Raw genomic sequence first — 26,548 nt, 5'->3', positions numbered from 1 at the left:
GCCCTGCGCGGTGCTGCCCCTAACTTTGCCGGATGATGACACAGACCGCCTTGATCGTGGCCCATGGCCAACCTTCTGACCCGGCACCCGCGGAAGCGGCACTGGGCAGGCTTGCCGCCGCGGTGGCAGAGCATCTGCCGGGCTGGCGGGTGCTTTCGGCGACTCTGGCAGCCGAAGGCGCGCTGACAAACGCCGCAAAGGCGGCGGGCACGGCGGGGGGGCTGGTCTTCCCGATGTTCATGGCGGACGGATGGTTCACGCGGCAACACCTGCCGGAGCGTCTGGTCAAGGCCTGCCGGGCGGCGCTGTTCGACGCGGGCGGCTGCGACCGATCGGGCTGCGGCGGGGCCGCGGGCTGCGCGCGCTGGCGCGTTCTGCCGCCCTTTGGGCTTGATCCCACGGTGCAGACCTTGGCCCTGCGGGTGCTGCATGAAGCCGGGGTGCCTTTGGGGGGCGAGGTCTTGCTGGCTGCCCATGGCTCGGGGCGCAGTCCCGCACCGGCGGAGGTGGCCCATGCGCTTGCGGCCCTTTTGAAAGAGGGGTTGCAACTGCGTCGGTCCGAGGCGGCCTTTATCGAGCAGGACCCCCGGCTTTCGTCGGTGGCAGGCTTTTCCGCCGAGGCGGTGTGCCTGCCCTTCTTTGCCGCCGAAGGCGAGCATGTGACAGATGATCTGCCCGAGGCCTTGGCCGAGGCGGGCTTTCCCGGCCGGATCCTGCCGCCCTTGGGGCGCGATCCGCGGGTGCCTGCCGCCATCGCCGCGGTCTTGCGGGCGGCGCAAGGCACCGGGTCAGGCGACCAGTGAATCGCGCTTTTCGCTCAGCACCTGCCAAGTGTCGCGCCACAGGGCAGGCAAGGCGCTGATCAGCCGGTTGGCCTCGGCCAGATTGGTCTGGCGCAAGGCCTGTTCCAGCCGCGACAGCAGATCACACAAGGCAAAAGCGCCGAATGTGGCGCAGCTTCCCGCAAGATGATGCGCCAGCCGACCGGTTTCGTCATCCGGGCCTGAGGGATCGACGAGGCGGGCGATGATGGTGTCGCCTTCGGCCAGCATCCGGTTCATCAACGACAGCGTGGCCTCGGCCCCCAGCATATCGCGCAGGTCCTCAAAGGCCGCCAACTGCACCAAGGGGCGCTCTGCCAGAGGGGGCGCGGCGGGTTCCGGGGGCTTGTCCAACAAAGCCAGCAGCCGCGCCCGGGTGACGGGTTTGGTCAGGCAGGCATCCATCCCGGCCTGACGAAAGCGGTCGAGATCTTCGGGCAGGGCATGGGCGGTCAGCGCGATGATCCGGGCCGCTTGCGAGGCGCCCCCGGCCCGGATGCGGCGGGTGGCCTCGATCCCGTCGAGCCCCGGCATGGAGATATCGGTGAAGATCGTGTCAAAGCGCGTTCTTTCGGCCAAGGCCACACCTTGCAGGCCATCGCTGGCCTCGGTCACCTGATGGTGACAATCGCTCAGCGTGCGGTGCAGCAGAAAGCGGTTGATGTCGTTGTCTTCGATCACAAGGATGCGCTGCGCCTTTTCGTCGGAGAGGGCGGTCTTGGCCAAGGGCGGGCGGTTTTGCGCGGCGTCTGGCACTGGCAGGACGGTGGCCACCTCTGGCAGCGGCAGACGCAGCCAGAACAGACTGCCTTCGCCGAACTCGCTTTCCAGCCCGATGCTGCCGCCCATCGCTTGCACCAAGCGCCGCGCGATGCCAAGGCCAAGGCCGGTGCCGCCGGCCTCGCGCCGGTAAGAGGAATCCACCGTGGCGAAATCCTCGAAGACGCGGCTCAGGTCGGCCTTGGGAATGCCGATGCCGGTGTCGCTGACGCGGATTTCCACCATTTCAGGTGTCTGGCTGTCCACCAGCCGTTCGGTTTCGACGGTGATCACGCCGTTGCGGGTGAACTTGACCGCATTGCCGATCAGGTTGAGCAGGATTTGCTGCAAACGCCCCGGATCGCCGCGCACCGTGCCCAAGGGGCCGGTGAGGGCGACGTGACGGATGGTGTTTCCCCCGGCCCGTGCCACGCCCGCCTGATTGGCGATGCAATCGTCGATCAGACGGTCCAGCACGAAGGGCGCTTCCGACAAAAGGATCTGCCCGGCTTCCGAGCGTGAGATGTCGAGAACCGATTCCACATGGCCCAGCAGGATGTCGCCAGACACCTGCATGACCCGCAAAAGCTCGTGCTGGGCCTCGTTCAGCACGGTGTCCTGCATCAGTTCGATCGAGCCGATCAGCCCGTTGAGCGGGGTGCGCATCTCATGGCTCATGACGGCCAGAAAATCGGCCTTGGCCTTTTGCCCGGCGCGCGCCCGCGTCAGCGCCTGTTCCATTGCCAGCCGATCTGCCTGCCGCTGCGAGACATCGCGCAAGAAGCCCACGATCAGCGCGCCCGGGTTGAGATCGCGCACGGCCAGCGAGACTTCGAGCGGAAAGCTGCGCCCATCCGCGCGGCGGCCTGTCACTTCAAAGCGCTGCGGTCCTGCGGCCACCGCCTCGGCCACGGTGTCGCGCAGGCGCTGCGTCTCGGCCGCCGCATCCTCGGCCGCCAGCAAAAGCGGCACGATCTGGCGTCCCATCACCTCGGCGCGGTCATAGCCGAACATGCGCTGGGCGGCCGGGTTGAATTCCACCACCCAGCCGCCCCGGTTTGTCACCACGATGGCATCGGGAGAGGTGGCAATGATCATCTGCAACCGCTCTCCGGCGATCTCGTTTTCCCGCGCCTGACGCCGGGTGACCCGATACAGCCGTGTCGCCATCGCGGCCAGCAGCCCCAACAGCAAGATTGTGGCGGCAGTTGTCACGGCAAGGTTGGTCAGCGTGTCCGACACCCGCGCCCGGGTCCTGTCGGTGCCTGCCGAAAAGGCCAGCAGCGAATCCATCGAAAGCTCGCGCGCGATCTGCTGCACTGCCTCGCTTTCGACCGCCATCTGGGGCAGGGCGGCTGACAAGACCGGATCTGATCCGTCAATGGCGGTGACCCAGCGGTCGACATAGGATTGCATCGCCTGAAGCCGTTGCAGGTTGTCGGGCTGCAGGATGAAATCGGCGTAAAGCGGGCTTTGTTGAAGCAATTGCAGCCGACTGTAAAGCACGTTGAACCAGCGCCGTACCTCGGCCAGTTCGTCCTCGCGCGACTGCGCCCGCAGCAGGGTGGTCTGCAGGCGCAGCAGTTCAACCTCGGTCTGCATCATCACCCATTGGCCATTGTCGCTGTCGGCACGATCCAGCGCCGACATCCGCGCCCGCACATCCAGCGCCAATAAGGTGATCATCGACAACAGGCCCAGCACGACCCCGATCACAAGCATCTGGCGCGTCGTCTCTCCGATGGATTTACGGATCTTGATCGGAACAATTGTCATGCCAAGCCTTGCATCTGCGTGCCAAAGTCAGGCTAGAATACACTGGCAGCTTCGACTCTGTCGATGTGACCTCCTCGGTGCTGTGCAAATGTCCGGCGGCGGACAAAGGATGACCTGATCGTGCGGATGCTTCTGGCCGATGACCACGACCTGTTCCGTGAGGCAGTGGCCGCAATGCTCACCGCCGAAGGCGGTGTTCAGGTGGTTTCGGTCTCGCGGCTGGAAGCCGTGATTGACCGGATGGCGGGGCAGACATTCGATCTGATCCTGCTTGATTATCAGATGCCGGGGATGAATGGCCTGTCGGGGCTGCAACGCGTGCGGGCGCTGGCACCGCAGGTGCCGGTCGCAGTGATGTCTGGCACCACCTTGCGCGATCTGGCCACCGAAGCGCTGGCCTGCGGGGCGGCCGGTTTCGTGCCCAAGACATTGGGAATCCGGGCGATGATTGCCGCCGTCAAGCGCATGGCGGCGGGCGAGATCTTTGCGCCGCTGTCGATGCTGGATGCTCCGCCGCCCTTGCATCCTCCGCTGGAAGATCTGACCCGGCGCGAGCGCGAGGTGCTGGAAGGCATCTGCAACGGCAAGTCCAACAAGGAAATCGCCCGCGATCTGGACGTGCAGGAGGTGACGGTGAAGCTGCATGTCAAGACGCTGGCCCGCAAGCTGGGCGCGCGCAACCGCACCCATGCCGCGATGATTGCCCGCGATGCGGGGCTGACCTTGACCTGACCAGGGGGCAGGGGGCGATCTGCGCAAATCTCGCGCGCGACCCCACACCCCCGGTTGACCCTGCCTGCGCGATCCTTTAATCGAACAGGCAGAGCGCGGGCGTTGTGTAATGGTAAGACCTTAGCCTTCCAAGCTAATGACGCGGGTTCGATTCCCGCCGCCCGCTCCAGTCACTCCGCCGGGTTTGCCTTGTTCCAGCGGATCGATGACCACAGCGACACCCCGATCAATGCTGCGCCGCCCAGTCCTGTGATGACTTCGGGAATATGCGTCAGCGTCTGCACATACATGATCACCGACAGGATCAGGATGGCATAGAAGGCGCCGTGTTCCAGATAGCGGTATTGCGCCAGCGTGCCGCGCTCGACCAGCATGATGGTCATGGACCGCACATACATGGCCCCCACGCCCAGACCGATGGCGATGACGAACAGGTTTGACGACAGCGCGAAAGCGCCGATCACGCCGTCAAAGCTGAAGCTCGCGTCCAGCACTTCCAGATAGAGGAACGCGCCCAGACCGCCCTTGGCCGCTCCGGCCAGCATTTCCTGGCTGCGGTCCAGAATGCCGCCCAGCACCTCGACCAGCAAAAAGGTCAACAGGCCCCAGATCGCCGCATGGAAGAAGGTGGTGGCGTAAACCACGCCCTTTTGGCCTTCGATCACCTTGGAAAAGGCCAGCATCACCACCAGCACAAAGGCAATCTCGATGCCCTTGACCGAAGAATAGGCGGTGACCTTTTCTTCCAGCCAGCGCACCCAATGCACATCCTTTTCGTGGTCAAAGAAAAAGGACAGCGCCACCATCATCAGGAAGGTGCCGCCAAAGGCCGCAATCGGCAGATGCGCCTCGTGCATGATGCGGCTGTATTCCTCGGGCTGGGTCGCGGCCATGACAATGGCGCTCCAAGGCCCGACATTGGCGGCGATCACCACGATCAGCAGCGGGAACACGATCCGCATGCCGAACACCGCGATCAGGATGCCCCAGGTCAGAAAGCGCTGCTGCCAGACCGGGGTCATGTCCTTGAGCTTGTTGGCGTTGACGATGGCATTGTCGAAGGACAGCGAGATTTCCAGCACCGCCAGCACACAGACGATGAAGAACACCTTCATCGCGCCGCCAAAGCTGTGCTCGGTGGCAAAGCCAAGCCAAAGGCCCAGCGCAAGTCCGATGGCGGTCATGATAAACGCCCAAGTGAAATAGGACAGCGTCGAGCGCTGTGTGGCTTCAAGGGAAGACATGAGAATAGCACCGTGCGGCAGGTGGTGGTTCAGGTGCCGACATCGCAGGATTGCCGCATAAACCTGCCAGAGGGGCCCGGTCACCCATGCCGCCAGCTATGCGCCATTTTGTCTCAGCTTGCAAGGTCGACGAAGGCCCGGCTGTGCTTGGGCCCGCCTTTGCCGCATGAAAAAGGGGCCGCCGATGCAGCGGCCCCCAAGGCGCGTGAGCCGCCTTTATTTGCGGGTGATGCGCCCGTCGAGGTAAGGCGTATAGGACCCGTTCTTGGCCAGGAACTCTGCCAGCACATCGGCCAGATCGGGGCCGAAGTCATAGGCGTTCTTGGCGTCGACAAACATCCGGAAGCCATCGCCGCCGCCGCGCACATAGTTGTTGGACACCACGGTGTATTCGACGGCCGGGTCGATCGGGGCCCAGGCATCGCCGCCCAGCATCACTTGCACATCAGACACCCGCGCATCGACCGGCTGCGCCGGATCAAAGGTGTACTTCATCCCCGACACTTGCGCAAAGCGCCCGCCGCCGTCTTCCAGACGGCTGACCCCGTTTTCCAGTGCCGCCACCAGATCGGCGCCTGTCACCGTAAAGGTGGACAGCGTGTTCTGGAAGGGCAGCACGCTGAGCACTTCGCCCATCGTGACGGGCCCCGCGTCAATGGACGAGCGCAGGCCGCCGCCATTGGTGATGGCGATGGTCACGCCCTGATCTTTCACCCGGTCCAGCATCGCATCGGTCACCAGATTGCCCATCTGGCATTCCATCTGGCGGCAGGTTTCGCGGCTTCCGTCGATGGCTTCGGTCGATTCGCCGATCACCCGGGCCTTCACCTCCTCGATCGGCCCTGCCAGTTCGGCGACGCGTGCCTCGATGGCCGGGTCGGGGGTGACGCTGGAATCCAGCAGGATCGTGTTGCCGGACGCATGGATCAGGCTGCCGTCATCGGCAAAGGTCAATTCGAGATGGCCGAGGTATTTCGAATAAGCATAGGCCTGCACCACCGGCACCATCGCGCCGGAGTCCTGACTTACCCATGTGGGGTAGGGGCCTGCCCGGTTGGGATCGGTGGCCGACAGATAGGTGTGGCTGTGGCCGCCCACCACGGCATCAATGCCCGGCACGGCCGCCGCAATCTCCTGATCCAGCGTATAGCCCACATGGGTGACCGCGATGATCTTGGTCACCCCTTCGGCTTCCAGCGTGGCGACATCGGCCTTCAGACTGTCGATCTCGTTCTGAAAGATCACCTGATTGCCGGGGCTGGAGGTTTCGGTGGTGTCCACCGCCAGCGCCGAGATGATGCCGATTTTCTCGCCGCCGACTTCCAGCACCACATGATTCTGCACGCGGCCTGCCAGCACGTTGGACTGGCTGACATCCAGATTGCCCGAGATCACCGGGAAGGTCACCTTGTCAAGGAAGGTGGCCAACCCTTCGGGACCATCGTCGAATTCATGGTTGCCCAAGGCCATCGCATCCGGGCGCAGTGCCTCAAGAAACTCGGCTTCCGCCGCGCCCTTGTAGGTGGTGTACATCAGGCTGCCCTGAAACTGATCGCCCGCATCCACAAGGATCACGTTTTCGCCCGCTGCTGTCAGGCTGTCGCGCAGTTCGTTCACCTTGGCCGACAGGCGGGCAATGCCGCCAAAGCATTTGTTTTCCGCCGCATCTTCGGCGGAACAGGTCGAGTCGGTGGCCCCCACGGGCTCGATCCGGCTGTGGAAATCGTTGATGTGCAGAACGTGCAAGGTGTAGTCGGCCTGCGCGGCACCGGCCGACAGCGCCAGAAAGGCGACAGACCCCAGCAAATGGTTTTTCATAAAGTGCTCCCTTGTTGGTTGATGGGCAAAGCCTGACTCGCGTCTGGCGTGGAGTCAAACCCATGCTGTCGCCTTGCGCGGCTTTGACCTTGGGTCAGCAGTGCAAAACCGGCGTGACAGCAGTTTCGATTGACCAAAGCCTGTGCAATGTGCATGGAAAGCCATGCTGATTTACAAGATCTTCCGCCGCCCCGAATGGGATGCCTTCCGCGCCGCCGGGGAAACCGAGGGTGCCCCCGTCGATCTGGCCGATGGCTTCATTCATTTCTCGACCGCCGCGCAGGTGGCCGAAACCGCTGCCCGGCATTTCGCCACCGAAAGTGATCTGGTGCTGGTGGCCTTTCGCGCCGATGCGCTGGGGCCGGATCTGAAATGGGAGCCGTCGCGGGGCGGCGCGTTGTTTCCCCATCTTTACCGCGCCTTGCGTTTGACCGATGTGGTCTGGGACAAATCCCTGCCGCTGGGTGCGACGGGGCATATTTTTCCCGAAGGTGTCTGGTGAACCTGATCGAACGCGCGGGCCTTGCTGCCCTGCACCGCATGGACCCCGAGGCTGCACATGGCCTATCGCTCAAGGCGCTGAGCCTTGGGCTGGTGCCGCTGCCGGGTCTGGTGACCTCGCCCCGGCTGGCGTGCACGCTGGCAGGGATGCCGCTTGCCAATCCGGTGGGGCTTGCCGCCGGGTTCGACAAGAACGCCACCGCCTTGGGCGCGCTGGCCCGCGCGGGCTTTGGCTTTCTGGAAGTGGGAGCGGCCACACCCTTGCCGCAACCGGGCAACCCCAAGCCGCGCCTGTTCCGGCTGAGCGAAGACCGCGCCGCGATCAACCGCTTTGGCTTCAACAATGACGGCATGCAGGCCATCGCCGCGCGGCTTAAGGCGCGCCCGCGCAGCCTGCCCATCGGGCTCAATCTTGGGGCCAACAAAACCTCGGCCGACCGTGCCGCCGATTTCGCGCATGTGCTGGCGGCCTGCGGTCCCTCTGTCGATTTCGCCACCGTCAATGTCAGCTCTCCCAACACGGAAAAGCTGCGCGATCTTCAGGGGCCGGCGGCGCTGACCGCGCTGCTCGCCCGGGTGATGGAAGTGCGCGACGGGCTGGCCGCGCCGATCCCGGTGTTTCTCAAGATCGCGCCCGATCTGACCCAAGACGAAATCGCCGAGATTGGCGAAATCGCACTTGCCGCCGGTCTTGCCGGGATCATCGCGACAAACACCACGCTCTCGCGCGAAGGTTTGAAAAGTGCAGCTGCCGCCGAAATGGGCGGGCTTTCCGGGGCGCCATTGTTTGAAAAGTCCACCCGCGTGCTGGCGCAACTGTCGCAAGCCACCCAAGGCCGCCTGCCGCTGATCGGCGTGGGCGGCATCAGCACCGCCGAACAGGCCTATGCCAAGATTCGCGCCGGGGCCTCGGCGGTGCAGCTTTATACGGCCATGGTCTATCACGGCATCGGGCTCGCCGGGCGCATCGCGCAAGGGCTGGACGCGCTGCTGGCACGCGATGGCTTTGCCTCGGTTGCGGCGGCCACAGGCACCGGGCGGGCCGACTGGCTCTGACCGCCACGCGACCCCCTTCCATTTGATCAAATTCCCGGCAATACTTCGGCTGACCAAGGGGGCCCCATGTCTCAACCAGCCATTGCCGGAGTGCCGACCGACCGCCTGAACGCCTTCGCCCTTCGCGAAGCCAAACGCTATGGCCAAAGCCGCCCCAAGGCGGCCAAGGCGCTGGCGGCGGGAGCGGGCCATTATCTCAACGGCGTGCCGATGCACTGGATGCGCGATTGGCCGATGCCGCACCTGCCGCTGGTGGCACAGGCCAAGGGCGCGCGGATCACCGATATCGATGGCTATGGCATCGATGATTTTTGTCTGGGCGACACTGGCAGCATGTTCGGCCATTCGCCCAAACCGCTGGCAAGGGCGATCCGCAAACAGGCGGGGCGGGGCCTGACCTATATGCTGCCCACCGAAACCGCGCTGAAAGCCGGGCGGCTGCTGACCAAACGCTTTGGCGATTTTCGCTGGCAGATCGCCACCACCGCCACCGATGCCAACCGCTTTGCCCTGCGGGTGGCGCGGGCGGTGACCGGGCGGCCCAAGGTGCTTGTGTTCAACGGCTGCTATCACGGCACGCTGGATGACACGATGGTGGAGCTGTCACATGGCGAAACCGTCAACCGCGCGGGCCTTGTCGGGCAGGTGCAGGATCTGACGCTTGGCGCGGTGGTCTGTGAATTCAACGATTTGCACGGGGTCGAGGCCGCCTTGGCCAAGGGCGATGTGGCGGCGATCCTCACCGAGCCGGTGATGACCAATTCCTGCATGGTGTTGCCAGAGCCCGGCTTTCACGCCGGGTTGCGCGCGCTGGCGCAGGCGCATGGCGCGCTGCTAATCATCGACGAGACGCACACCATCTCGTCAGGGCAGGGGGGCTATACAAAGGTGCATGGGCTGACGCCCGATCTCTTTGTGGTTGGCAAATGCGTGGCGGGCGGGATGCCAACGGCGGTCTGGGGCATGACCGATGCGGTGGCCGAGCGTTTCAACGTCTATGACGCCGCGCGCCCGGCCGGGCATTCGGGCATGGGCACCACGCTTTCGGCCAATCCGATGCAATTCGCCTGCCTGGCCGCGACCCTGTCCAAGGTGATGACCAAACACGCCTATGCGGTGATGGAGGCGGGCGCGGCGCGGTTGGCCGAAGGCTTGCAGCAGGCGATCACCACCCATGGCGCGCCTTGGCATGTGGTGCGGGTGGGCGCGCGGGTCGAATTCATCTGCGCCCCCGGCCCCTTGAAGAACGGCACCGAAGCCGCCGCTGCGCATCAGCCGCAGGTCGAGGCCGCGCTGCACACCGGCCTGTTGAACCGGGGCTGCCTGATCGCGCCCTTTCACAACATGATGCTGGTCAGCCCCGCCACCCGCCCGCGTCAGATCGACCGTCTGGTGCTGGCCTTTGATGAAATCCTCGCTGAACTCTTTGCCTGAGGCCCCCATGCGCGCGCAGTCCAGCCCCTCCGGTTCCACCACTGCCGAGGCCGAGGCCTTTCTGGCCGCGCATCCGCAGATCGAGGCGATCGATCTGGTCTTGCACGATTCCAACGGAATTGGTCGGGGAAAGATCATAAGACGGGCCGAACTCCTGTCATTTTACAACAATGGTCGGCATCTGCCGATTTCCATTCTGGGACTCGACATCTGTGGTGAGGATGTGGGCGAAACCGGATTGATCTGGGATCAGGGTGATGCCGACCTGCGGGCATGGCCCATCCCCGGCACGCTGGTGCCCTTGCACAACAGCACCCCGCCGCGCGCCGAAGTGCTGATGTCGCTTTACGATCTCGACGGGCAGCCGATGACCTCTGACCCGCGCCATGCGCTTCAGCGCCAGGTTGCGGCCTTGGCCGCCGAGGGCCTGTTTCCGGCAGGCGCTTTCGAGTTGGAGTTCTTCCTGTTGTCCAACACGCGCGGCCCGGATGGCAAGGTGCAGCCCGCCGCCGATGTGCTGGACGGCCGCCGCGGGCCGCGGACGGATGTCTATTCGGTGGACCGGCTGCATGGCATGCTGCCGCTCTTCACCGATATCTATGCGGCGGCGGCGCTTGCGGGGATCACGGCAGAGACCCTGATCTCGGAATATGCGCCGGGGCAATATGAGCTGACGCTGCACTACCGCACGAATATCCTGCAGGCGGCGGATGATCTGATCCGGCTCAAGCGCATGGTGCGGGCGCAGGCCCGCGCGCATGGCGTGACCGCCTGTTTCATGGCCAAGCCAATGGCGGATCACGCCGGATCTGGCATGCATTTCCACGTGTCGATGCAGGATGCCGCAGGCCGGAACCTGTTTGTCGAGGGTGATGCAGCTGGCTGGAACCCGCGCCTCTTGCAGGCCTTGGGCGGCTTGCGCGCGACCATGGGGGAGTCGATGCTGGTCTTTGCCCCGCATGCCAATTCATGGCGGCGCTTTGCCGACCAGAGCTACGCGCCAGTCAGCCCGACTTGGGGTGTCAACAACCGCTCGGTGGCGCTGCGCATTCCGGCAGGTGATCCGCGCGCGCGGCGGATCGAACATCGCCCCGCCGGGGTGGATGCAAACCCCTATCTGGTGGCGGCCACCGTGCTTGCCGGCATACGCCATGGCTGGCAGCACCAGATTGATCCGGGGCCGGAAACGACCGGAAATGGTTATGAAGCGGGGCAGGCGGCGCCTGAGATCCCGGCCGATTGGCGGCAGGCGATCGAGGCTGCCAAAGCCTCCACCTTCTTGAGGCAGGCGCTGGGGGAAGACATGCACCGCACCTTTACCGCCGTGAAAGAGGCAGAATACCGGCGCGTGATGCGGACGGTATCCGAGGTCGATTACGATCTTTACTTGCACAGCGTCTGACCGCGCGATTTTTCTGCGAAAAATCGTTTCCCGAATTTTCGCAGAAAATTCGTGCGCTTACATGTTGGCCGGTTGCGGGAACCCAAGGACATGATAGCCGCCATCCACATGGATGATCTCACCGGTCGTCGATGCGCCGAAATCCGAGCAAAGCCAGGCCGCCGTGCCGCCGATCGCTTCCAGCGTGGCATTGGCGCGCAGGGGGGCATTTTCCTCGGTGTGCCGATAGGTCGCCCGCGCGCCGCCAATGGCCGCCCCCGCCAGCGTCTTCATCGGCCCCGGCGAGATCGCGTTCACCCGCACCTTTTGCGGCCCCAGATCATTCGCCAGATAGCGCGTCGCGCTTTCCAACGCCGCCTTGGCTACGCCCATCACGTTGTAATTGGGCGACACGCGGTTTGACCCTTGAAAGGTCAGGGTGATCAGGCTGCCGCCCTCGGGCATCATCTCGGAGGCGCGGCGCGCCACATCGATGAAGGAAAAGCAGGAGATCGTCAGCGAGTTCTGAAAGTTGCCCCGGCTCGTGTTGATGAAACGCCCCGTGAGTTCAGTCTTGTCGGAAAAGGCGATGGCATGGATCAGGAAATCCATCGTGCCCCAGCGCTCTTTCAGCGTGGCAAAGCAGGCGTCCAGACTGGCGTCATCATTCACATCAACATCAACCAACAGGTCAGACCCGACGGAGGCGGCCAAAGGTTCTACCCGCTTGCCAAAGGCCTCGCCCTGATAGGAAAACGCCAGTTCTGCGCCTTCGTCCGCCAGCGTCTTGGCGATACCCCAAGCGATCGAGCGTTCATTCGCGACGCCCATCACGAGCCCGCGTTTGCCGGTCATCCAATTGGCCATGATCTGCCCCTTACCCGCGATACTTGCTCATCACCAATGTCGCATTGGTGCCGCCAAAGCCAAAGCTGTTCGACAGGACCGAGTCCATCTCGACGCCTTCGCGGTAGTCCGTCGCGATTTCCTCGGGCTTCAACTCGGGGTCAAGCTGGGTGACGTTTGCCGAAGCGGTGATGAAATTGCCTTGCAGCATCAGCAGCGAATAGATCGCCTCATGCACGCCGGTCGCGCCAAGGCTGTGACCGGTCAGCGATTTGGTGGAGGAGATCGGCGGCACCGCCCCTTCGCCAAACACCCGGCGAACGGCCTTGACTTCCGTCACATCGCCCGCGGGCGTGCTGGTGCCATGGGCGTTGATGTAGCTGATCTTGCGATCCGCAGGCAGGGTGGACAGTGCCTGCCGCATCGAGCGTTCGCCGCCCTCACCGCTGGGGGCCACCATGTCATGCCCGTCGGATGTGGCGCCATAGCCGGTCACTTCGCCGTAGATCTTGGCCCCGCGCGCCAGCGCATGGTTCAGCTCTTCCAGAACCACCACACCGCCGCCGCCCGCGATCACAAAGCCATCGCGCGTGGCGTCAAAGGCGCGCGACGCGAGTTCCGGCGTGTCATTGTATTTCGACGACATCGCGCCCATCGCATCGAACAGGCAAGACAGCGTCCAGTCCAGTTCCTCGCCGCCGCCCGCGAAGACGATGTCCTGCTTGCCGAACTGGATCAGCTCTGCCCCGTTGCCGATGCAATGCGCCGAGGTGGAGCAGGCCGAGGTGATCGAATAGTTCACGCCCTTGATCTTGAACGGGGTCGCAAGGCAGGCCGAATTGGTCGAGGACATGCCCTTGGTCACGCCAAACGGCCCGATCCGCTTGGGGCTGCCGCTTTCGCGCACGATGTTATGCGCCTTGAAGAACGACTTGGTCGAAGGCCCGCCGGACCCCACGATGATCCCGGTGCGCTCGTTCGAGATGTCCGAAGCCTCCAGCCCCGAATCCTCGATCGCCTGCCGCATCGCGATGAAGTTATAGGCCGCACCATCGCCCATGAAGCGCAGGTCACGCTTGTCGATGTTGTCTTCCAGCACGATCTGCGGCTGGCCATGCACTTGGCTGCGGAAGCCGCGCTCGGCATATTCGGGCGAGAAGATGATGCCGGATTTTCCGGCGCGCAAAGATGCCTCGACTTCGGCGGCGGTGTTGCCGATGGGCGAAACAATGCCGATGCCGGTGATGACAACGCGACGCATGGGCGCCTCCTTGGTTAGGGGATCAGGTGGTCGAGAGGGCCACTTTCATATCGGTGACTTGGTAGATCACTTCGCCGTCGGCTTCCACCCGGCCATTGGCCACGCCCATGGTCAGGCGGCGCGTTTGCAGCGCTTTGGTGAAATCAACGGTATAGCGCAGCATCTTGCGGTCGGGGCGGACCATCCCTGTCAGCTTGACCTCGCCCACACCCAGCGCATAACCGCGCCCTTGCCAGCCGCGCCAGCCGAGGTTGAAGCCGGTCAGCTGCCACAGCCCGTCAAGGCCAAGGCAGCCGGGCATGATCGGGTTGCCGGGAAAGTGACACTCAAAGAACCACAGGTCGGGGGTGATGTCGAACTCGGCCACCACATGGCCCTTGCCGAACGCGCCACCATCGTCCGAAATCTCGGTGATCCGGTCCATCATCAGCATGGGCGGCGCGGGCAGTTGTGCATTGCCGGGGCCGAACAATTCGCCGCGCGCGCAGGCCAACAGTGCCTCTTTGTCAAAGCTTGACGGATATTGCCCCATCGCCGACGGCTCCCCCTTGTTCCGTGTCGTTCATTTCAACGCTGTAACACTCGCAGCGAGTCAGAGGCAAGGGTGCCCCGCGCGGCAAGACCGGGGGCTTGGGCCTGATTTCCATTGAAATCCCGCCGACACGCCCTTTATATGGGCCTATGACCGAGAGCTTTCTGAACGATACGGCACTGGAACGCGGCACCGAATGGTTGGCGCGCGGCGGCCTGCGGCCCACGCGGCAACGCCTTTCCTTGGCGTGCCTCTTGGTGGGGGACGGGGTGGATCGCCACGTCACCGCCGAGAGCCTGTTTGCCTTGTCGGTCGAGTCTGGGGATCGCGTCAGCCTTGCGACTGTTTACAACACCTTGCGGGCGTTCTGCGCCGCCGGATTGATGAATGAAGTCGTGGTCGACGGGTCGAAAAGCTATTTTGACACCCGGATGGATGACCATCCGCATTTCTATTGGGAAGACACGGCAGAGCTGACCGATGCGCCCAAGGATCAGCTGGAGATCAGCGGTCTGCCTGATGCGCCGCAGGGCACCGAAATCTCGCGCGTGGATGTGGTGATCCGGCTGCGCCGCCGCTGAGCCGTCAGGAAGGGGCCATCAAGGCTGCGCCGTTGGTGCGGCGTTGGAGGTGGTTCCCGGCGCCAGCGCCACCTCTTGCAGCAAGGCGCCATCACGGTCGAAGATCAGGATGCGGTCATCCTCTGTCACCACGGCAATAAATCCCTGACCCATCGTCACCGCCGCCGGACGCGCGCCATCCGGCAGGGCCAGCTGTTCCGGCACGGCCATGGGCGCCAGATTGGGCATCCGGGTGACAAGCAGACCAACCACGGTTATGACACCGACAATCATCGTGGCGGTAAGAACGATCACCAGCCATTTCAGAAGTCTCAGCGAAGGCGGAAGCGCTTCGGGTTCAGGAGTGTTGTTCATGTCAGGTCCTTTTGCCGAAGCCGCCGAAGATGAGGATCTGGCGCTGGTGGTGACCATCGCCGAAGGCTGCGCTGACCGCCTTGATAAGGCGCTTGCCCGCTCGGTGCCAGAGGAAGCGTCGCTGTCGCGCACGCGGTTGATGAAGATGATCGCCGAAGGCGCGGTCTGGCGCGGGGGCGTGGCGCTCACCGATCCCAAGATCAAGGTGGAAGAGGGAGAGGTCATCACCCTGATGCTGGACCCGCCCGCCAGTGTGGACACGCTGGCCGAAGAGATTCCGCTGGTGGTGGTCTATGAAGACGATCACCTGATCGTGGTCGACAAACCCGTGGGCATGGTGGTGCATCCGGCCCCCGGCACGCCGTCCGGCACGCTGGTCAATGCGCTGCTTGCGCATTGTGGCGACACGCTGTCGGGCATCGGCGGCGAACGGCGGCCGGGCATCGTCCACCGGATCGACAAAGACACCTCGGGCCTCTTGGTGGTGGCGAAATCCGACAAGGCGCATCATGGCCTCGCCGCGCAATTCGAACGCCACACCGTCAATCGCCGCTATCTGGCGCTGGTCCATGCGGTGCCCAATGCCGCCGATCCGCGCCTGCGCGGGATCAAGGGGGTCAGCTTTGAAACCGGTGGCATCATCAAGATTGCCACCCTGCTCGCGCGGCACAAGACCGACCGCCAGCGTCAGGCCGTGGTCTGGCACGATGGCCGCCATGCGGTGACCCGCGTGCGCGTGCTGGAAAGCTTTGCCGATCAGGCGGCGCTGGTGGAATGCTGGCTGGAAACCGGGCGCACGCATCAGATCCGGGTGCATATGGCCCATGCGGGCCACGGTCTTCTGGGCGATCAGACCTATGGCGGCAAGCGCAAGCTTTCGCCCAAGGCGCTCAGCGCCCAAGGGGCGGATCTGGGCAACAGCTTCCCCCGGCAGGCGCTGCATGCCGCCACGCTGGGCTTTAGCCACCCGGTCACCGAAGACTGGCTGGAATTCACCTCGCCATTGCCCGAGGATATGGACACACTCTTGCACGCGCTGCGCCAGCCGCCCGAATGAGCGCGGCCCCCAAGACTGCCGCCGAGTGACATTCGCGTGATCTGTTGGTCACAAAGCTTCCGTTACGGAACGGAAATGCCTTCATCCTGCGTTAATTCAGGGATGATACCTCGTGCCCTTGCAGGGGCGGGGGGCAGACCTTAGGTTACACAGTCCTCCGGGGGCTGATGGCACCGGAGATAACAGGGGGCGACAGATGAGCACCTATACGAACCTACCCGCACCAAGCCCGGAACAGGGCTTGAACCGGTACATGCAGGAAATCCGCAAGTTTCCGCTGCTGGAGCCGGAAGAGGAATATATGCTGGCCAAGGCTTGGGTGGACCGGCAGGATAGCGCCGCAGCGCATAAGCTGGTCACCTCGCACCTGCGCTTGGCCGCCAAGATCGCCATGGGCTATCGCGGCTATGGCCTGCCGCAGGCCGAAGTGATTTCCGAAGCCAACGTCGGTTTGATGCAAGCGGTGAAACGCTTTGATCCCGAACGTGGGTTCCGTTTGGCCACCTATGCGATGTGGTGGATTCGGGCCAGCATTCAGGAATACATCCTCCGCTCGTGGAGCTTGGTGAAACTCGGCACCACTTCGGCGCAGAAAAAGCTGTTCTTCAACCTGCGCAAGGCCAAGGCCAAGCTGGGTGCCTTGGAAGAGGGCGACTTGCGGCCCGAGAATGTGGCCCAGATCGCCAAGGATCTGTCGGTCAGCGAGGAAGAAGTCGTCGCGATGAACCGCCGGATGGCTGGCGCCGATGCCTCGCTGAACGCGACCGTGGGCTCTGAAGACGGGGGTGCACAGTGGCAGGACTGGCTGGAAGACGAAAACAGCGATCAGGCCGAAGCCTATGCCGAAAACGATGAGCTTGATATGCGCCGCCGCCTGCTGGTGCAGGCGATGTCGGTGCTGAACGACCGGGAAAAGGAAATCCTGATCCAGCGCCGTCTGGCCGATGAGCCTGTCACGCTGGAAACCCTGTCGGAAAAGCACAGCGTCAGCCGGGAACGGATCCGCCAGATCGAAGTGCGCGCCTTTGAAAAGCTGCAAGGCAAGATGCGCGAACTTGCCAAAGGCAAAGGCATGGTGGTTCCGGGCTGATCCGCGGCCCCGCCGTTGCGGTCAAAGGCGGCCTCACCCGGGGCCGCCTTTTGCATGTCAGGCGCAGCCTGCTTGCCAGCCCTTGGCCTTGGCCGCGCCGCCAGATACGACTCGCTGCACAAACGGCGGCCATCCGCCGATCATATGACGTTTTCGTTGGCTGATGCGTCGTTTTTGTTTGCCCCGGCACAGTGGGCAGGCTACGCCTCGGCCTAAGGTTGAAAGGACCGGACCACAGATGACGATGCTGGGCACATTTCTAAAGCCGATGCACCCCGAGGGGTATAAGTTTGTGGCGATCTTCGCCGCGATCACCTTGGTGCTGTTCTGGCTGTGGGAGCCTTTGGGCTGGATCGGTGTGGGCCTGACGGTCTGGTGCTATTACTTTTTCCGCGATCCGGTCCGCGCCGTGCCGCAAGGTGCGGGGCTTCTGGTATCGCCCGCTGATGGGGTCATCAGCCTGATCGAGCGTGCGGTGCCACCGCCAGAACTCGGGATGGGACCCGAGGCGCTGATGCGCGTGTCGGTGTTCATGAACGTGTTCAACTGCCATGTGAACCGCGCCCCCATTGCGGGAACCGTGGGTGCCATGAGCTATCGTCCGGGCAAATTCCTGAACGCCTCGCTCGACAAGGCCTCGGTGGACAATGAGCGCAATTCGCTGCGCATCGACCTGCCCGATGGCCGCCAGATCGCCGTGGTGCAGATTGCCGGTCTGGTGGCGCGCCGCATCATGTGGTGGGTGTCCGAAGGGCAGGGCCTGCGCACGGGCGAACGCTTCGGCCTGATCCGCTTTGGCAGCCGCGTCGATGTTTACCTGCCCGAAGGCGTGGCACCGCAGGTCGCCATCGGCCAGACCATGGTGGCCGGGGAAACGGTGCTGGCCGTGCTGGGCCGGGATCTGCCTCAGACCGTGGGTCGCATGGAATGACGCAGGAACCCGCCACACCGCCCCGGCGCCGGATGCCGCTGCTGTATCTGGTGCCCAATCTGATCTCCATTCTTGCGCTATGCGCCGGATTGACCGCGATCCGGGCGGCGGTGGAGGGAAACTTTGGCCTTGCCGTCGCGCTGATCGGCCTTGCTGCCGCGCTCGATGGCATCGATGGCCGCATTGCGCGGATGCTGAAAACCGAAAGCGCCATCGGGGCCGAGCTTGATTCGCTCTGCGATCTGGTCAACTTCGGCGTCACCCCGGCGCTGGTGCTGTATTACTGGGGCATGCGCGCCGATACCTCGCTGGGATGGATCGCCGTGTTGATCTATGCCGTGTGCTGCATGCTGCGGCTGGCCCGCTTCAACGTGGGCAACCGCCTGCCGGAAGGGGCAGAGAAGCCCAAGGGCTTTGTCGGCGTGCCGTCTCCCGCCGGGGCCATGTTGGCGTTGCTGCCGCTCTACCTTGCCTATGCGTTCGACAATGCCCTGCGCATGCCGCCTTGGGCCGTGTCGCTCTGGATGGTCTTTGTCGGCGGCTTGATGATTTCGCGCATGCCCACCCCTTCTTTCAAAGGGGTGCGCATCTATGCCGAATATGCCCGTTTCATCCTCGTGGGGTCAGTCGCGCTCATCGCTGCCTTGCTGACCTATCCTTGGGTCACATTGTTGTTGCTGGACGTGGTTTACCTGACCGCCATTCTGGTCCTCTGGCGAAAAAGCGCCCGTTCCCTCAGGAGTGTTGTCTGACATGGATATCCAAGCCGTCCGCAAGTCCTATGCCCGCTGGGCCCCGATCTATGACGCCACCTTCGGCGTGATCACCCGGGTGGGGCGGCGGCGGGCGGTGTCGGTGCTCAACGGTCTTGGGGGCCGCGTGCTCGAGGTGGGGGTGGGCACCGGCCTTTCGCTGCCCGCCTATCGCCCGGATGTGTCCGTCACCGGGATCGACGCCAGCGAAGCCATGCTGGAGAAAGCGCGCGACAAGGTCAAGGAACAGGGCCTCGCGCATGTCGAGGCGCTGCGCCTGATGGATGCCCGTGCCTTGGAATTCGCCGACAACAGCTTTGACCATATCAGCGCCCTGCACATCATGTCGGTGGTGCCCGAGCCTGAGCGGGTGATGGCGGAAATGACGCGCGTGCTGCGCCCCGGCGGCACCATCGTGATGGTCAACCACTTCGCCCGTGATCCCGCCGACAAGGGGGCCTTGCCGTGGCTTGAGCGGGTCTTCGCCCCTTTCGCAGACCGTCTGGGATGGCACTCTGATTTTCAGCGCAGCACGGTGACAGGCACGCGCGGGCTTACTCTGATCGAAGAAACCGCGCTGCCCCCCTTTGGCATGATGACGCTGATGCGCTTTCGCAAGGCGTGACGCCTGACAGACCGCATGGACGGCCCTCTGCACCAGCCTTGCGTCAAATGACTTCCCCCAATCCGTGCAAGCCGTTAGTCTGATTGCGCTAACAGGGAGAGAAGCAGATGAAACCAGTCCGTTGGGGCGTGCTCGGCGCGGCCAAATTCGCACGCGAGCATATGGCCCCCGCCATCCATGCCGCCGAGGGGGCCGAACTTGCGGCGCTGGCCACCTCTGATCCGGCCAAGGCCGAAGGGTTCCGCGCCTTTTGCCCCGCGCTGGAGGTGCACAGCAGCTATGAGGCCCTGTTGGCCGACCCCGGCATTGAGGCTGTCTATGTCCCGCTGCCCAACCATCTGCATGTGGAGTGGACACTCAAGGCGCTTGCGGCAGGCAAGCATGTGCTGACCGAAAAGCCCATCGCCTTGCGCGCCGAACAGATCGACCAGATCATCGCCGCGCGCGATGCCAGCGGGCTCTTGGCGGCCGAGGCCTATATGATCGTGCATCACCCGCAATGGCAGCGCGCCAAAGCGTGGCTGGAGGCGGGCGAGATTGGCACCCTGCGCCATGTCGACGCGGCTTTCAGCTATAACAACGCGGCCGAACCCGGCAACATCCGCAACCGCCCCGACACCGGCGGTGGCTCGCTGCGCGATATCGGCGTTTACACGCTGGGCTCCATGCGCTTTGTCACCGGGGCCGAGCCTGTGGATGTCTCTGCGCGCGTCATCATGGACGCCGGGGTCGAGGTCTTTGCCGATCTGGCCGCGCTGATGCAAGGCCCCACCGGACGCTTCACCTATCGCTCGATGACGTCGATGCGCCTGTCGAACCGGCAAGAGGTGGTGTTCCAAGGCGACAAGGGCATGATCCGCGTCGGCTCTGCGCCCTTCAACGCCAATGTGCATGACGTGGCCGAGGTGGAATTGCACCTTCCCGGCCAGCGCGTCATCACCGACCGCTTCCCCACCGCCAATCACTACAAGCTGCAGGTCGAGGCGTTTGGCCGCAGCATCCGCACCGGCGCGGCCTATCCTTGCCCGCTGGAATTCGTGCGGGGGACGCAAGCGATGATGGATCTTGCCTTGGACGGGGCGTCCGAAATCCGCCTCTAAACAGCCTTGGTCACAGGCCCTGCGCTCGTCGCGGCGCGGGGCCTTTGCAAAAGTAATGTGGACAGGTTGACAGTTTTCCCCCAAATTTCACCTCAAGGGCGGGAATCGCCCAGGGGGGGATCGCCCCGCGCGGGAAGGGCCATCCGGTCCGTCACAGGCGGGGCCACGTTCAAAGTGATCAGAGATGGCAACAGGGCTTCCAGCGTTCACCGCTGACACCGGTTGGCAGTTTTCGCCCGAGGCGGAACTGACCGAGCGGCCGCAGGCCATCGTGCATTCCTTTGCCGCCGAAGTCATCCTGCGCGTGGCCGCGCAGGCCCGCCGCGACCGGATCGAGGCAAGCGCACCCAAGATCGCGCTTTTGCGGGATGCGCTGCTCGGGGCGGATGACGGCGCTGCCTCCGATTTCATGCGCGATGCCCGGCTGTCCGGCATGCCTGCCGACACGCTGTATCATGGCTTGCTCGCAGGGGCGGTGCAGCAGGTGGGCGATGTCTGGGCGCGCGACTCGATTGCGATGCCCGAAATGCTGCGCGCCTCGCACCGCGTCTGGCGCATCATGAACGACCTGCGCGAGGTTTTCGTGCGCCTGTCCGACCGCAAACCCGGCCAGCACGCTGTCTTTGCCCCCTGTCCGGGCGAGGGGCATCTTTTCGGCCTGACCCTTGCCGCCGATGACCTGCGCCGCCGGGGCTGGACAATCGACGTGGTGCAGAACGACAGCGCCGATGATCTCGTGCAAGAGATCGAGGGCCATGCGCCGATCACTGTGGCCTTGGGGGCCACGTCGATCGAGATGATCCTGCCGCTCACACGGTTGGTGGTGGCCTTGCGCGCGCATATCCCCGGGGTTTGGGTGATGATCGGTGGCCCGATCATCAGCCAAGAGTCGCGCCTGCTGTCCTTGACCGGGGCGGATGCCTTGGCAAATTCCGCGGATGAGGCCGAACAGTTGATGCTGGCCCATATGGACGCCCTGATCCAGCGCCGCGCCAACCGGATCTGAGCGTTCGCGCCAGATCCGGCGGCCTTGCGTGAAGGCTCAGTCCTCCATCGCCTCCAGCTCGTCGATGAAGCCTGCAATCATCGACAGGCCTTTGTCCCAGAATTTCGGGTCGGACGCATCCAGACCAAAGGGCGCCAGCAACTCCTTGTGGTGCTTTGATCCACCGGCCTTCAGCATCTCGAAATACTTCTGCTCAAAGTCGGGCAGCCCGCTTTCATAGGCGGCATAAAGCGCGTTCACCAGACCGTCGCCGAAAGCATAGGCATAGACATAAAACGGCGAATGCACGAAATGCGGGATATAGGCCCAGAAGGTTTCATAGCCGTCCATGAAATCAAAGGCATCGCCCAGCGATTCCGCCTGCACACTCATCCACAGGGCGTTGATGTCGTCCGGGGTCAGCTCGCCCTCGGCGCGGGCGGCGTGCAGCTTGCACTCGAAATCATAAAAGGCGATCTGGCGCACGACCGTGTTGATCATGTCCTCCACCTTGCCGGCCAGCAGCGTCTTGCGCTCGGCCGGGGTCTTGGCCTGATCAAGCAGCTTGCGGAAGGTCAGCATCTCGCCAAACACGCTGGCGGTTTCCGCCAGTGTCAGCGGGGTCGAAGAGAGCAATTCTCCCTGTCCCGCCGCCAGCACCTGATGCACCCCATGCCCCAGCTCATGCGCCAAGGTCATCACATCGCGCGGCTTGCCCAGATAGTTGAGCATCACATAAGGGTGGACGGTGGACACGGTCGGATGCGCAAAAGCGCCCGGTGCCTTGCCCGGCTTCACCCCTGCGTCGATCCAGCCTTTCTCGAAAAAGGGCTTGGCCAGATCTGCCATCTCGGGGGCGAAATCGCCATAAGCCCCCAGCACGGTCTGCGTGGCCTCTTCCCAACCCACCACCTTGGGCGCTTCCAGTGCCAAGGGTGCGTTGCGGTCCCAGACCTGCAACCGCTCCAGCCCCATCCATTTGGCCTTCAGCCGGTAGTAGCGGTGGCTCAGCTTGGGATAGGCGGCCACCACCGCATTGCGCAAGGCCTCCACCACCTCGGGCTCCACATGGTTCGACAGATGCCGCCCATGCTGCGGGCTGGGCATCTTGCGCCAGCGGTCGTGGATCTCCTTTTCCTTGGCAAGCGTGTTGTGGACCCGGGCAAAAAGCTTGATGTTCTTGTCAAACACCGCCGCCAGCGCGCGCGCCGCCGCCTCGCGTTTCGTGCGGTCCGGGTCGGTGAGCAGGTTCAGCGTCGCCTCGAGGTTCAGCTCCTCCTCTTCGCCCGCCACCTTGAACATCAGCCCGGCCATGGTCTCGTCGAACAGCTTGTTCCAAGCGCTTGCGCCCACAACCGACTCGTCATGCAGGAACTTTTCCAGCTCATCCGACAGCTGATGCGGCCGCATCGCCCGCATCCGGTCGAACACCGGCTTGTAGCGGGCAAGATCGGCATTGGCGGCGATCAGCGCCGCCAGATGCGCATCTTCCAGACGGTTGAACTCGAGGCTGAAAAACACGAGCGGCGTGGTGAAGGTCGTCACCTCATCCTGCACATCGGCGATGAACTTGGCGCGGTCGCTGTCCATGGTGTTCTGATAGTAGCGCAGGCCCGCATAAGACATCAGCCGCCCGGCCACGATGTCGATCTTTTCATAGGCCAGCACACAGTCCAGCAAGCCCGCCGCATCCAGACTTGCTAGCTTGCCCTCATATTTGGCAGCGAAATCGGCACAAGCCGTCTCCAGCCATGCCAGATCGGCCTGAAACGCCTCCGAGTCGGGCGCCGGATACAGATCGCGCAAGTCCCATTCGGGCAAAGCCCCGAACCCGCCCGAAGCGGCATTGGCATCAAACACAGGGCGAGGCAGCGGCAGGGTCATGGGAATACCTTTCAAAGTTCCCCCTTCAATAGGGCCTGCACGCCCTGCATTTCAACCCGCGCGGACGTCATCTGTTTTCAAATATCCTGGGGGCCCGGGGGCGAAGCCCCCGGATCTTCCTTTTCGGCGGGCAAAGCCCCCGGCTCTGACACCTGCCGCAACAGGCTGCGCAGGCTTTCCAGCGTGTCGATCTCGTCCACCGCCTTGTCCTGCCGCCAGCGCAACATGCGCGGAAAGCGCAAGGCGATGCCGGATTTGTGGCGGGGGCTTTCCTGAATGCCCTCGAAGCCGATCTCGAACACCAGTTCCGGCACCACGCGGCGCACGGGGCCAAAGCGCTCCACCGTGTGCTTGCCCACCCAGCGGGTGATCTCCGCGAATTCGGCATCCGTCAGGCCGGAATAGGCCTTGGTAAAGGGCACCAGATCATTGCCATCGCGCACCGCAAAGGTGAAATCGGTGAACAGATTGGCCCGCCGCCCATGGCCCGATTGCGCATAAAGCATCACCGCATCCACGCTGAACGGGTCCAGCTTCCATTTCCACCAGTCGCCGCGCTTGCGCCCGGCGTGATAGGGCGAGGACAGGCGCTTGAGCATCAGCCCTTCGGCCCGGCGCGCCCGCGCGGTGGCGCGCAGCGCGATCAACTCTGGCCAGTCCCCCTGCACCACCGGGGAAGCCGAGATCGGCAGGCCGGGCGGCAGGGCGGCAAGGATCGCTTCCAGCCGTGCGCGCCGCGCGGCCAGAGGTGTCTCGCGCAGATCCGTGCCCTCCGCTTCCAGCAGGTCATAGGCCAGAAAATGCCCGGGCGCCTCGGTCAGAAGCTTTTTCGGCACCGTCTTGCGGGCGATGCGTTTTTGCAGGTCGGCAAAGGGCAGGGGGGCTGTGCCGCCCCAGGCCACGATCTCGCCATCCAGCACGGTGCCGGGGGGCAGGTGGTCTTGCAAAGGGGCGAATTCGGGAAAGCGGTCGGTGATCAGATCCTCGCCACGGCTCCAGATCGCAAAGCTTTGCGCGCGGGCGATGATCTGGCCGCGGATGCCATCCCATTTCCATTCCGCCAGCCAGTCCGCAGCGGGGCCAAGGCTTTCCGGCGCAGTCTCCAGCCCGCTGGCCAGCGCGAAAGGGTAGGGCCGCGCACCGGTCTCGGCGCCGCCGCTTTCGGTCAGCTCGGCAAAGCGGGTGCGGGCCGGGTCCCAGTCGCCCATCAGCCGATGCGCCATCACCGCCGCATCCACCCCGGTCGCCTGCGCCAGCGCGCGCGTCATCAGCCCGGAACTGACCCCCATGCGAAAGCCGCCCGTCATCAGCTTGTTGAAGAGGAAGCGCTCATCGGGCCCCAGCCCGGCCCAGGCCGCGGTGACATAGGCGCGCCGCTCCGCCTCGGGGCGTCCGGTCAGGGCAATCAGCCCGCGCAAGCTGGCGTCGAGCGAGGGATCTGCCGCCTGTGTGGCGCGTGGCAAAAGATGCGCGATGGTTTCGGCCAGATCGCCCGCGATGGCGTAGGATTCCTCGAACAGCCACAGCGGCACCCCGGCCGCCTCTGCCGCCCATGTGCGCAATTCGGTGGCATTGACCACCCGCTTGGGGCGGCGGCCCGACAAAAGCGCGATGGTCCAGACCCGGTCGGCCTCGGGGGCGGTGCGGAAGTAATCGACCAAGGCGGCGGTTTTGGCCCCGGTCTTGGTGGTGGAATCGAGGGCGTTGAACAGGGCGGCGAAGCGTTTCATGCGCGCGCGCCCTTGGCCAGCGTCGCAGGGGGGGCTGTCTGCCCCCCCAGGCCTGCGGCCTCCCCCCCCGAGAGTATTTCGGAAAGGTGCAAGATCATGACGGCTCCGCCTCGCTTGGGGTGTCGGCCTCTTCGCCGCCGAATTCGGTCTGCACGATCCCGGCTTCATAGCCCTGTTCTTCCAGCCAGCGGCGGAAGGGGGTGGTGTAGCCATGGGTCACGAACACCCGCTCGGCCCCGGTGGCGCGGATGGCGGCGTTGAGGCCGGGCCAATCGGCATGGTCCGAGATCACGAAGCCGGTGCCAAGGCCACGGCGGCGGCGGATGCCGCGCAGGGCCATCCAGCCGCTGGCAAAGGCCTCGGCGCTGGGGCCAAAGCGCCGCGCCCAAGCGGTGCCCAAGGCCGAAGGCGGCGCGATGATCAGCGCGCCGGGGTGGGATTTCGCATCCATCCCGGCGACCACGCGGGTGGTGGCGGGCAGGGGATAGCCTTGGTCGCGCAGGATGCGGGTGGTTTCCTCGACCGCGCCATGGGTGAGGATCGGCCCCGCCTGCGGCAGCAGCGTCATCAGCCGCTGCGCCTTGCCCAAGCCGTAAGCCGCGAGGATCGAGGCTCGCCCTTCGGCAGCATTGGTGTGCCACCAGTTGGCCAGTTGCTCCGCGATCACCGCTTGCGGTTGCCAGCGGAACAGCGGCAGGCCGAAGGTGCATTCGCTGATGAAGCTGTGGCAGGCGACAGGCTCGAAGGGTTCTGACAGCCCGTCGGCTTCCACCTTGTAATCGCCCGACACCACCCAGACCTCGCCGCCACGCGCCACCCGGATCTGCGCCGAGCCGGGCACATGGCCGGCCGGGTGAAAGCTCACCTCGACCCCGCCGATCTGGCGCCGCTCGCCATAGCCGATGCCTTCGGCGCGGATATCGCCAAGGCGGTGCCGCATCACCGGCAGCGCCTGATGGGTGCACAGATAGTGCCCATGGCCCCAGCGGGCATGGTCGCTGTGGCCATGGGTGATCAGCGCGCGGTCCACCGGGTGCCACGGGTCGATGTAGAACCCCCCTTCGGCGCAGAAGATGCCTCGGTCGGTAAAGCTGAGCAATTGTGCGGACATAAGGGGAGCCTAGCACGCCGCGCGCCGGGGGAAAGACCCGCTGCCAGCAAATCGCCGCACAAAATTGGGGCGAATGGCCATTAAGCGCGCAGGAAATGCAGGCTCCCCCTTTCGCAGGCGGGACGGGGCTGATTAACTGAGGTCAAGGACCGGGGAACGGGGGCCGTTGTGACCAGCTATTTTAACG

Annotated in this window: 24 protein-coding genes and 1 tRNA gene; 15 read left to right on the top strand and 10 right to left on the bottom strand. The window is 64.2% G+C overall.

Annotated features, from left to right (window positions below; genetic code table 11):
* Positions 1–35 precede the first annotated feature (35 nt).
* Positions 36–803: a CbiX/SirB N-terminal domain-containing protein gene (locus CUR21_RS15370; protein WP_100197957.1), complete on the top strand. Its 768-nt coding sequence runs from the start codon at positions 36–38 to the stop codon at positions 801–803.
* Here CUR21_RS15370 and CUR21_RS15365 read toward each other — a convergent pair.
* Positions 789–3,356 (bottom strand): ATP-binding protein, encoded by a 2,568-nt coding sequence (locus CUR21_RS15365; RefSeq protein ID WP_100197956.1) that lies wholly within the window; start codon positions 3,354–3,356, stop codon positions 789–791. The two genes, CUR21_RS15370 and CUR21_RS15365, sit on opposite strands and share 15 nt — an antisense overlap.
* A 126-nt stretch (positions 3,357–3,482) precedes the next feature.
* Here CUR21_RS15365 and CUR21_RS15360 point away from each other — a divergent pair, with 126 nt between their 5' ends.
* Together CUR21_RS15360 and CUR21_RS15355 are read left to right on the top strand one after the other, a co-directional pair.
* Positions 3,483–4,088, top strand: a complete 606-nt coding sequence (locus CUR21_RS15360; protein ID WP_100197955.1) for a response regulator transcription factor — start codon at positions 3,483–3,485, stop codon at positions 4,086–4,088.
* A 95-nt stretch (positions 4,089–4,183) separates the two neighbouring features.
* Positions 4,184–4,257, top strand: a tRNA-Gly gene (locus tag CUR21_RS15355).
* Between the two features lies 1 nt (position 4,258).
* On the opposite strand, the gene CUR21_RS15350 is transcribed toward CUR21_RS15355, so the two are convergent.
* Together CUR21_RS15350 and CUR21_RS15345 are read right to left on the bottom strand one after the other, a co-directional pair.
* Positions 4,259–5,332 (bottom strand): DUF475 domain-containing protein, encoded by a 1,074-nt coding sequence (locus CUR21_RS15350; RefSeq protein ID WP_100197954.1) that lies wholly within the window; start codon positions 5,330–5,332, stop codon positions 4,259–4,261.
* Between the two features lie 216 nt (positions 5,333–5,548).
* Positions 5,549–7,150: a bifunctional UDP-sugar hydrolase/5'-nucleotidase gene (locus CUR21_RS15345; protein ID WP_100197953.1), complete on the bottom strand. Its 1,602-nt coding sequence runs from the start codon at positions 7,148–7,150 to the stop codon at positions 5,549–5,551.
* A 163-nt stretch (positions 7,151–7,313) separates the two neighbouring features.
* On the opposite strand from CUR21_RS15345, the gene CUR21_RS15340 reads away from it, so the two are divergent.
* The 4 genes from CUR21_RS15340 to CUR21_RS15325 all read left to right on the top strand — a co-directional run bounded on the left by CUR21_RS15340 (position 7,314) and on the right by CUR21_RS15325 (position 11,543).
* Positions 7,314–7,652 (top strand): DUF952 domain-containing protein, encoded by a 339-nt coding sequence (locus CUR21_RS15340; protein ID WP_100197952.1) that lies wholly within the window; start codon positions 7,314–7,316, stop codon positions 7,650–7,652.
* The gene (locus tag CUR21_RS15335; protein ID WP_100197951.1) at positions 7,649–8,707 is read left to right on the top strand and encodes a quinone-dependent dihydroorotate dehydrogenase; all 1,059 of its coding nucleotides are present in this window, start codon (positions 7,649–7,651) and stop codon (positions 8,705–8,707) included. Before CUR21_RS15340 ends, CUR21_RS15335 begins: the two co-directional genes overlap by 4 nt.
* Before the next feature lie 66 nt (positions 8,708–8,773).
* A complete protein-coding gene (locus CUR21_RS15330) occupies positions 8,774–10,141 on the top strand; it encodes an aspartate aminotransferase family protein (RefSeq protein ID WP_100197950.1) in 1,368 nt (455 codons plus the stop codon).
* A gap of 7 nt (positions 10,142–10,148) precedes the next feature.
* Entirely contained in the window at positions 10,149–11,543 is a 1,395-nt protein-coding gene (locus CUR21_RS15325) for a glutamine synthetase family protein (RefSeq protein ID WP_100197949.1), read from the top strand.
* A gap of 57 nt (positions 11,544–11,600) precedes the next feature.
* Here CUR21_RS15325 and CUR21_RS15320 read toward each other — a convergent pair whose 3' ends face one another.
* The 3 genes from CUR21_RS15320 to fabA are packed head-to-tail and all read right to left on the bottom strand — an operon-like array spanning position 11,601 to position 14,161.
* Entirely contained in the window at positions 11,601–12,389 is a 789-nt protein-coding gene (locus CUR21_RS15320; protein ID WP_100197948.1) for an enoyl-ACP reductase, read from the bottom strand.
* Positions 12,390–12,399: 10 nt separating this feature from the next.
* Positions 12,400–13,629, bottom strand: coding sequence for a beta-ketoacyl-ACP synthase I (fabB, locus tag CUR21_RS15315; protein WP_100197947.1), 1,230 nt, complete (start codon positions 13,627–13,629; stop codon positions 12,400–12,402).
* Between the two features lie 22 nt (positions 13,630–13,651).
* A complete protein-coding gene (gene fabA, locus CUR21_RS15310) occupies positions 13,652–14,161 on the bottom strand; it encodes a bifunctional 3-hydroxydecanoyl-ACP dehydratase/trans-2-decenoyl-ACP isomerase (protein ID WP_100197946.1) in 510 nt (169 codons plus the stop codon).
* A gap of 149 nt (positions 14,162–14,310) precedes the next feature.
* On the opposite strand from fabA, the gene irrA reads away from it, so the two are divergent.
* Entirely contained in the window at positions 14,311–14,742 is a 432-nt protein-coding gene (irrA, locus tag CUR21_RS15305; RefSeq protein ID WP_100197988.1) for an iron response transcriptional regulator IrrA, read from the top strand.
* An 18-nt stretch (positions 14,743–14,760) separates the two neighbouring features.
* Here the strand turns inward: irrA and CUR21_RS15300 are convergent, their stop codons facing one another.
* Positions 14,761–15,096: a DUF6476 family protein gene (locus CUR21_RS15300; protein WP_100197945.1), complete on the bottom strand. Its 336-nt coding sequence runs from the start codon at positions 15,094–15,096 to the stop codon at positions 14,761–14,763.
* Between CUR21_RS15300 and CUR21_RS15295 the strand changes: the two genes are divergently transcribed.
* From CUR21_RS15295 to CUR21_RS15265, 7 genes are all read left to right on the top strand, one after another.
* The gene (locus CUR21_RS15295) at positions 15,095–16,153 is read left to right on the top strand and encodes an RluA family pseudouridine synthase (RefSeq protein WP_100197944.1); all 1,059 of its coding nucleotides are present in this window, start codon (positions 15,095–15,097) and stop codon (positions 16,151–16,153) included. The genes CUR21_RS15300 and CUR21_RS15295 overlap by 2 nt on opposite strands.
* Positions 16,154–16,349: 196 nt before the next feature.
* Entirely contained in the window at positions 16,350–17,243 is an 894-nt protein-coding gene (gene rpoH, locus CUR21_RS15290) for an RNA polymerase sigma factor RpoH (RefSeq protein ID WP_100197943.1), read from the top strand.
* 238 nt (positions 17,244–17,481) lie between these two features.
* Positions 17,482–18,174, top strand: coding sequence for a phosphatidylserine decarboxylase (locus CUR21_RS15285; protein WP_100197942.1), 693 nt, complete (start codon positions 17,482–17,484; stop codon positions 18,172–18,174).
* Positions 18,171–18,926 (top strand): CDP-diacylglycerol--serine O-phosphatidyltransferase, encoded by a 756-nt coding sequence (gene pssA / locus CUR21_RS15280; protein WP_100197941.1) that lies wholly within the window; start codon positions 18,171–18,173, stop codon positions 18,924–18,926. Before CUR21_RS15285 ends, pssA begins: the two co-directional genes overlap by 4 nt.
* A 1-nt stretch (position 18,927) precedes the next feature.
* Entirely contained in the window at positions 18,928–19,551 is a 624-nt protein-coding gene (locus CUR21_RS15275) for a class I SAM-dependent methyltransferase (RefSeq protein WP_100197940.1), read from the top strand.
* Between the two features lie 107 nt (positions 19,552–19,658).
* Positions 19,659–20,651 carry a Gfo/Idh/MocA family protein gene (locus CUR21_RS15270; protein ID WP_100197939.1) on the top strand — a complete coding sequence of 331 codons (993 nt, stop codon included), beginning with the start codon at positions 19,659–19,661 and terminating at the stop codon, positions 20,649–20,651.
* A gap of 184 nt (positions 20,652–20,835) precedes the next feature.
* On the top strand, positions 20,836–21,657 hold the full coding sequence (locus CUR21_RS15265; protein WP_100197938.1) for a B12-binding domain-containing protein: 822 nt from the start codon (positions 20,836–20,838) through the stop codon (positions 21,655–21,657).
* A 36-nt stretch (positions 21,658–21,693) separates the two neighbouring features.
* Here CUR21_RS15265 and CUR21_RS15260 read toward each other — a convergent pair whose 3' ends face one another.
* From CUR21_RS15260 to CUR21_RS15250, 3 genes are all read right to left on the bottom strand, one after another.
* Positions 21,694–23,520: a M3 family oligoendopeptidase gene (locus CUR21_RS15260; protein WP_100197937.1), complete on the bottom strand. Its 1,827-nt coding sequence runs from the start codon at positions 23,518–23,520 to the stop codon at positions 21,694–21,696.
* 77 nt (positions 23,521–23,597) lie between these two features.
* Positions 23,598–25,250: an ATP-dependent DNA ligase gene (locus tag CUR21_RS15255; protein WP_100197936.1), complete on the bottom strand. Its 1,653-nt coding sequence runs from the start codon at positions 25,248–25,250 to the stop codon at positions 23,598–23,600.
* 94 nt (positions 25,251–25,344) lie between these two features.
* Positions 25,345–26,361 (bottom strand): ligase-associated DNA damage response exonuclease, encoded by a 1,017-nt coding sequence (locus tag CUR21_RS15250; protein WP_100197935.1) that lies wholly within the window; start codon positions 26,359–26,361, stop codon positions 25,345–25,347.
* Positions 26,362–26,548 lie beyond the last annotated feature (187 nt).

Origin of the sequence: Pseudorhodobacter sp. MZDSW-24AT (genome assembly GCF_002794355.1) — a bacterium.
Lineage (GTDB): Bacteria > Pseudomonadota > Alphaproteobacteria > Rhodobacterales > Rhodobacteraceae > Pseudotabrizicola.
Note: the sequence above shows the minus strand (reverse complement) of the source record. Positions and strands in the feature narration are given on the sequence as shown.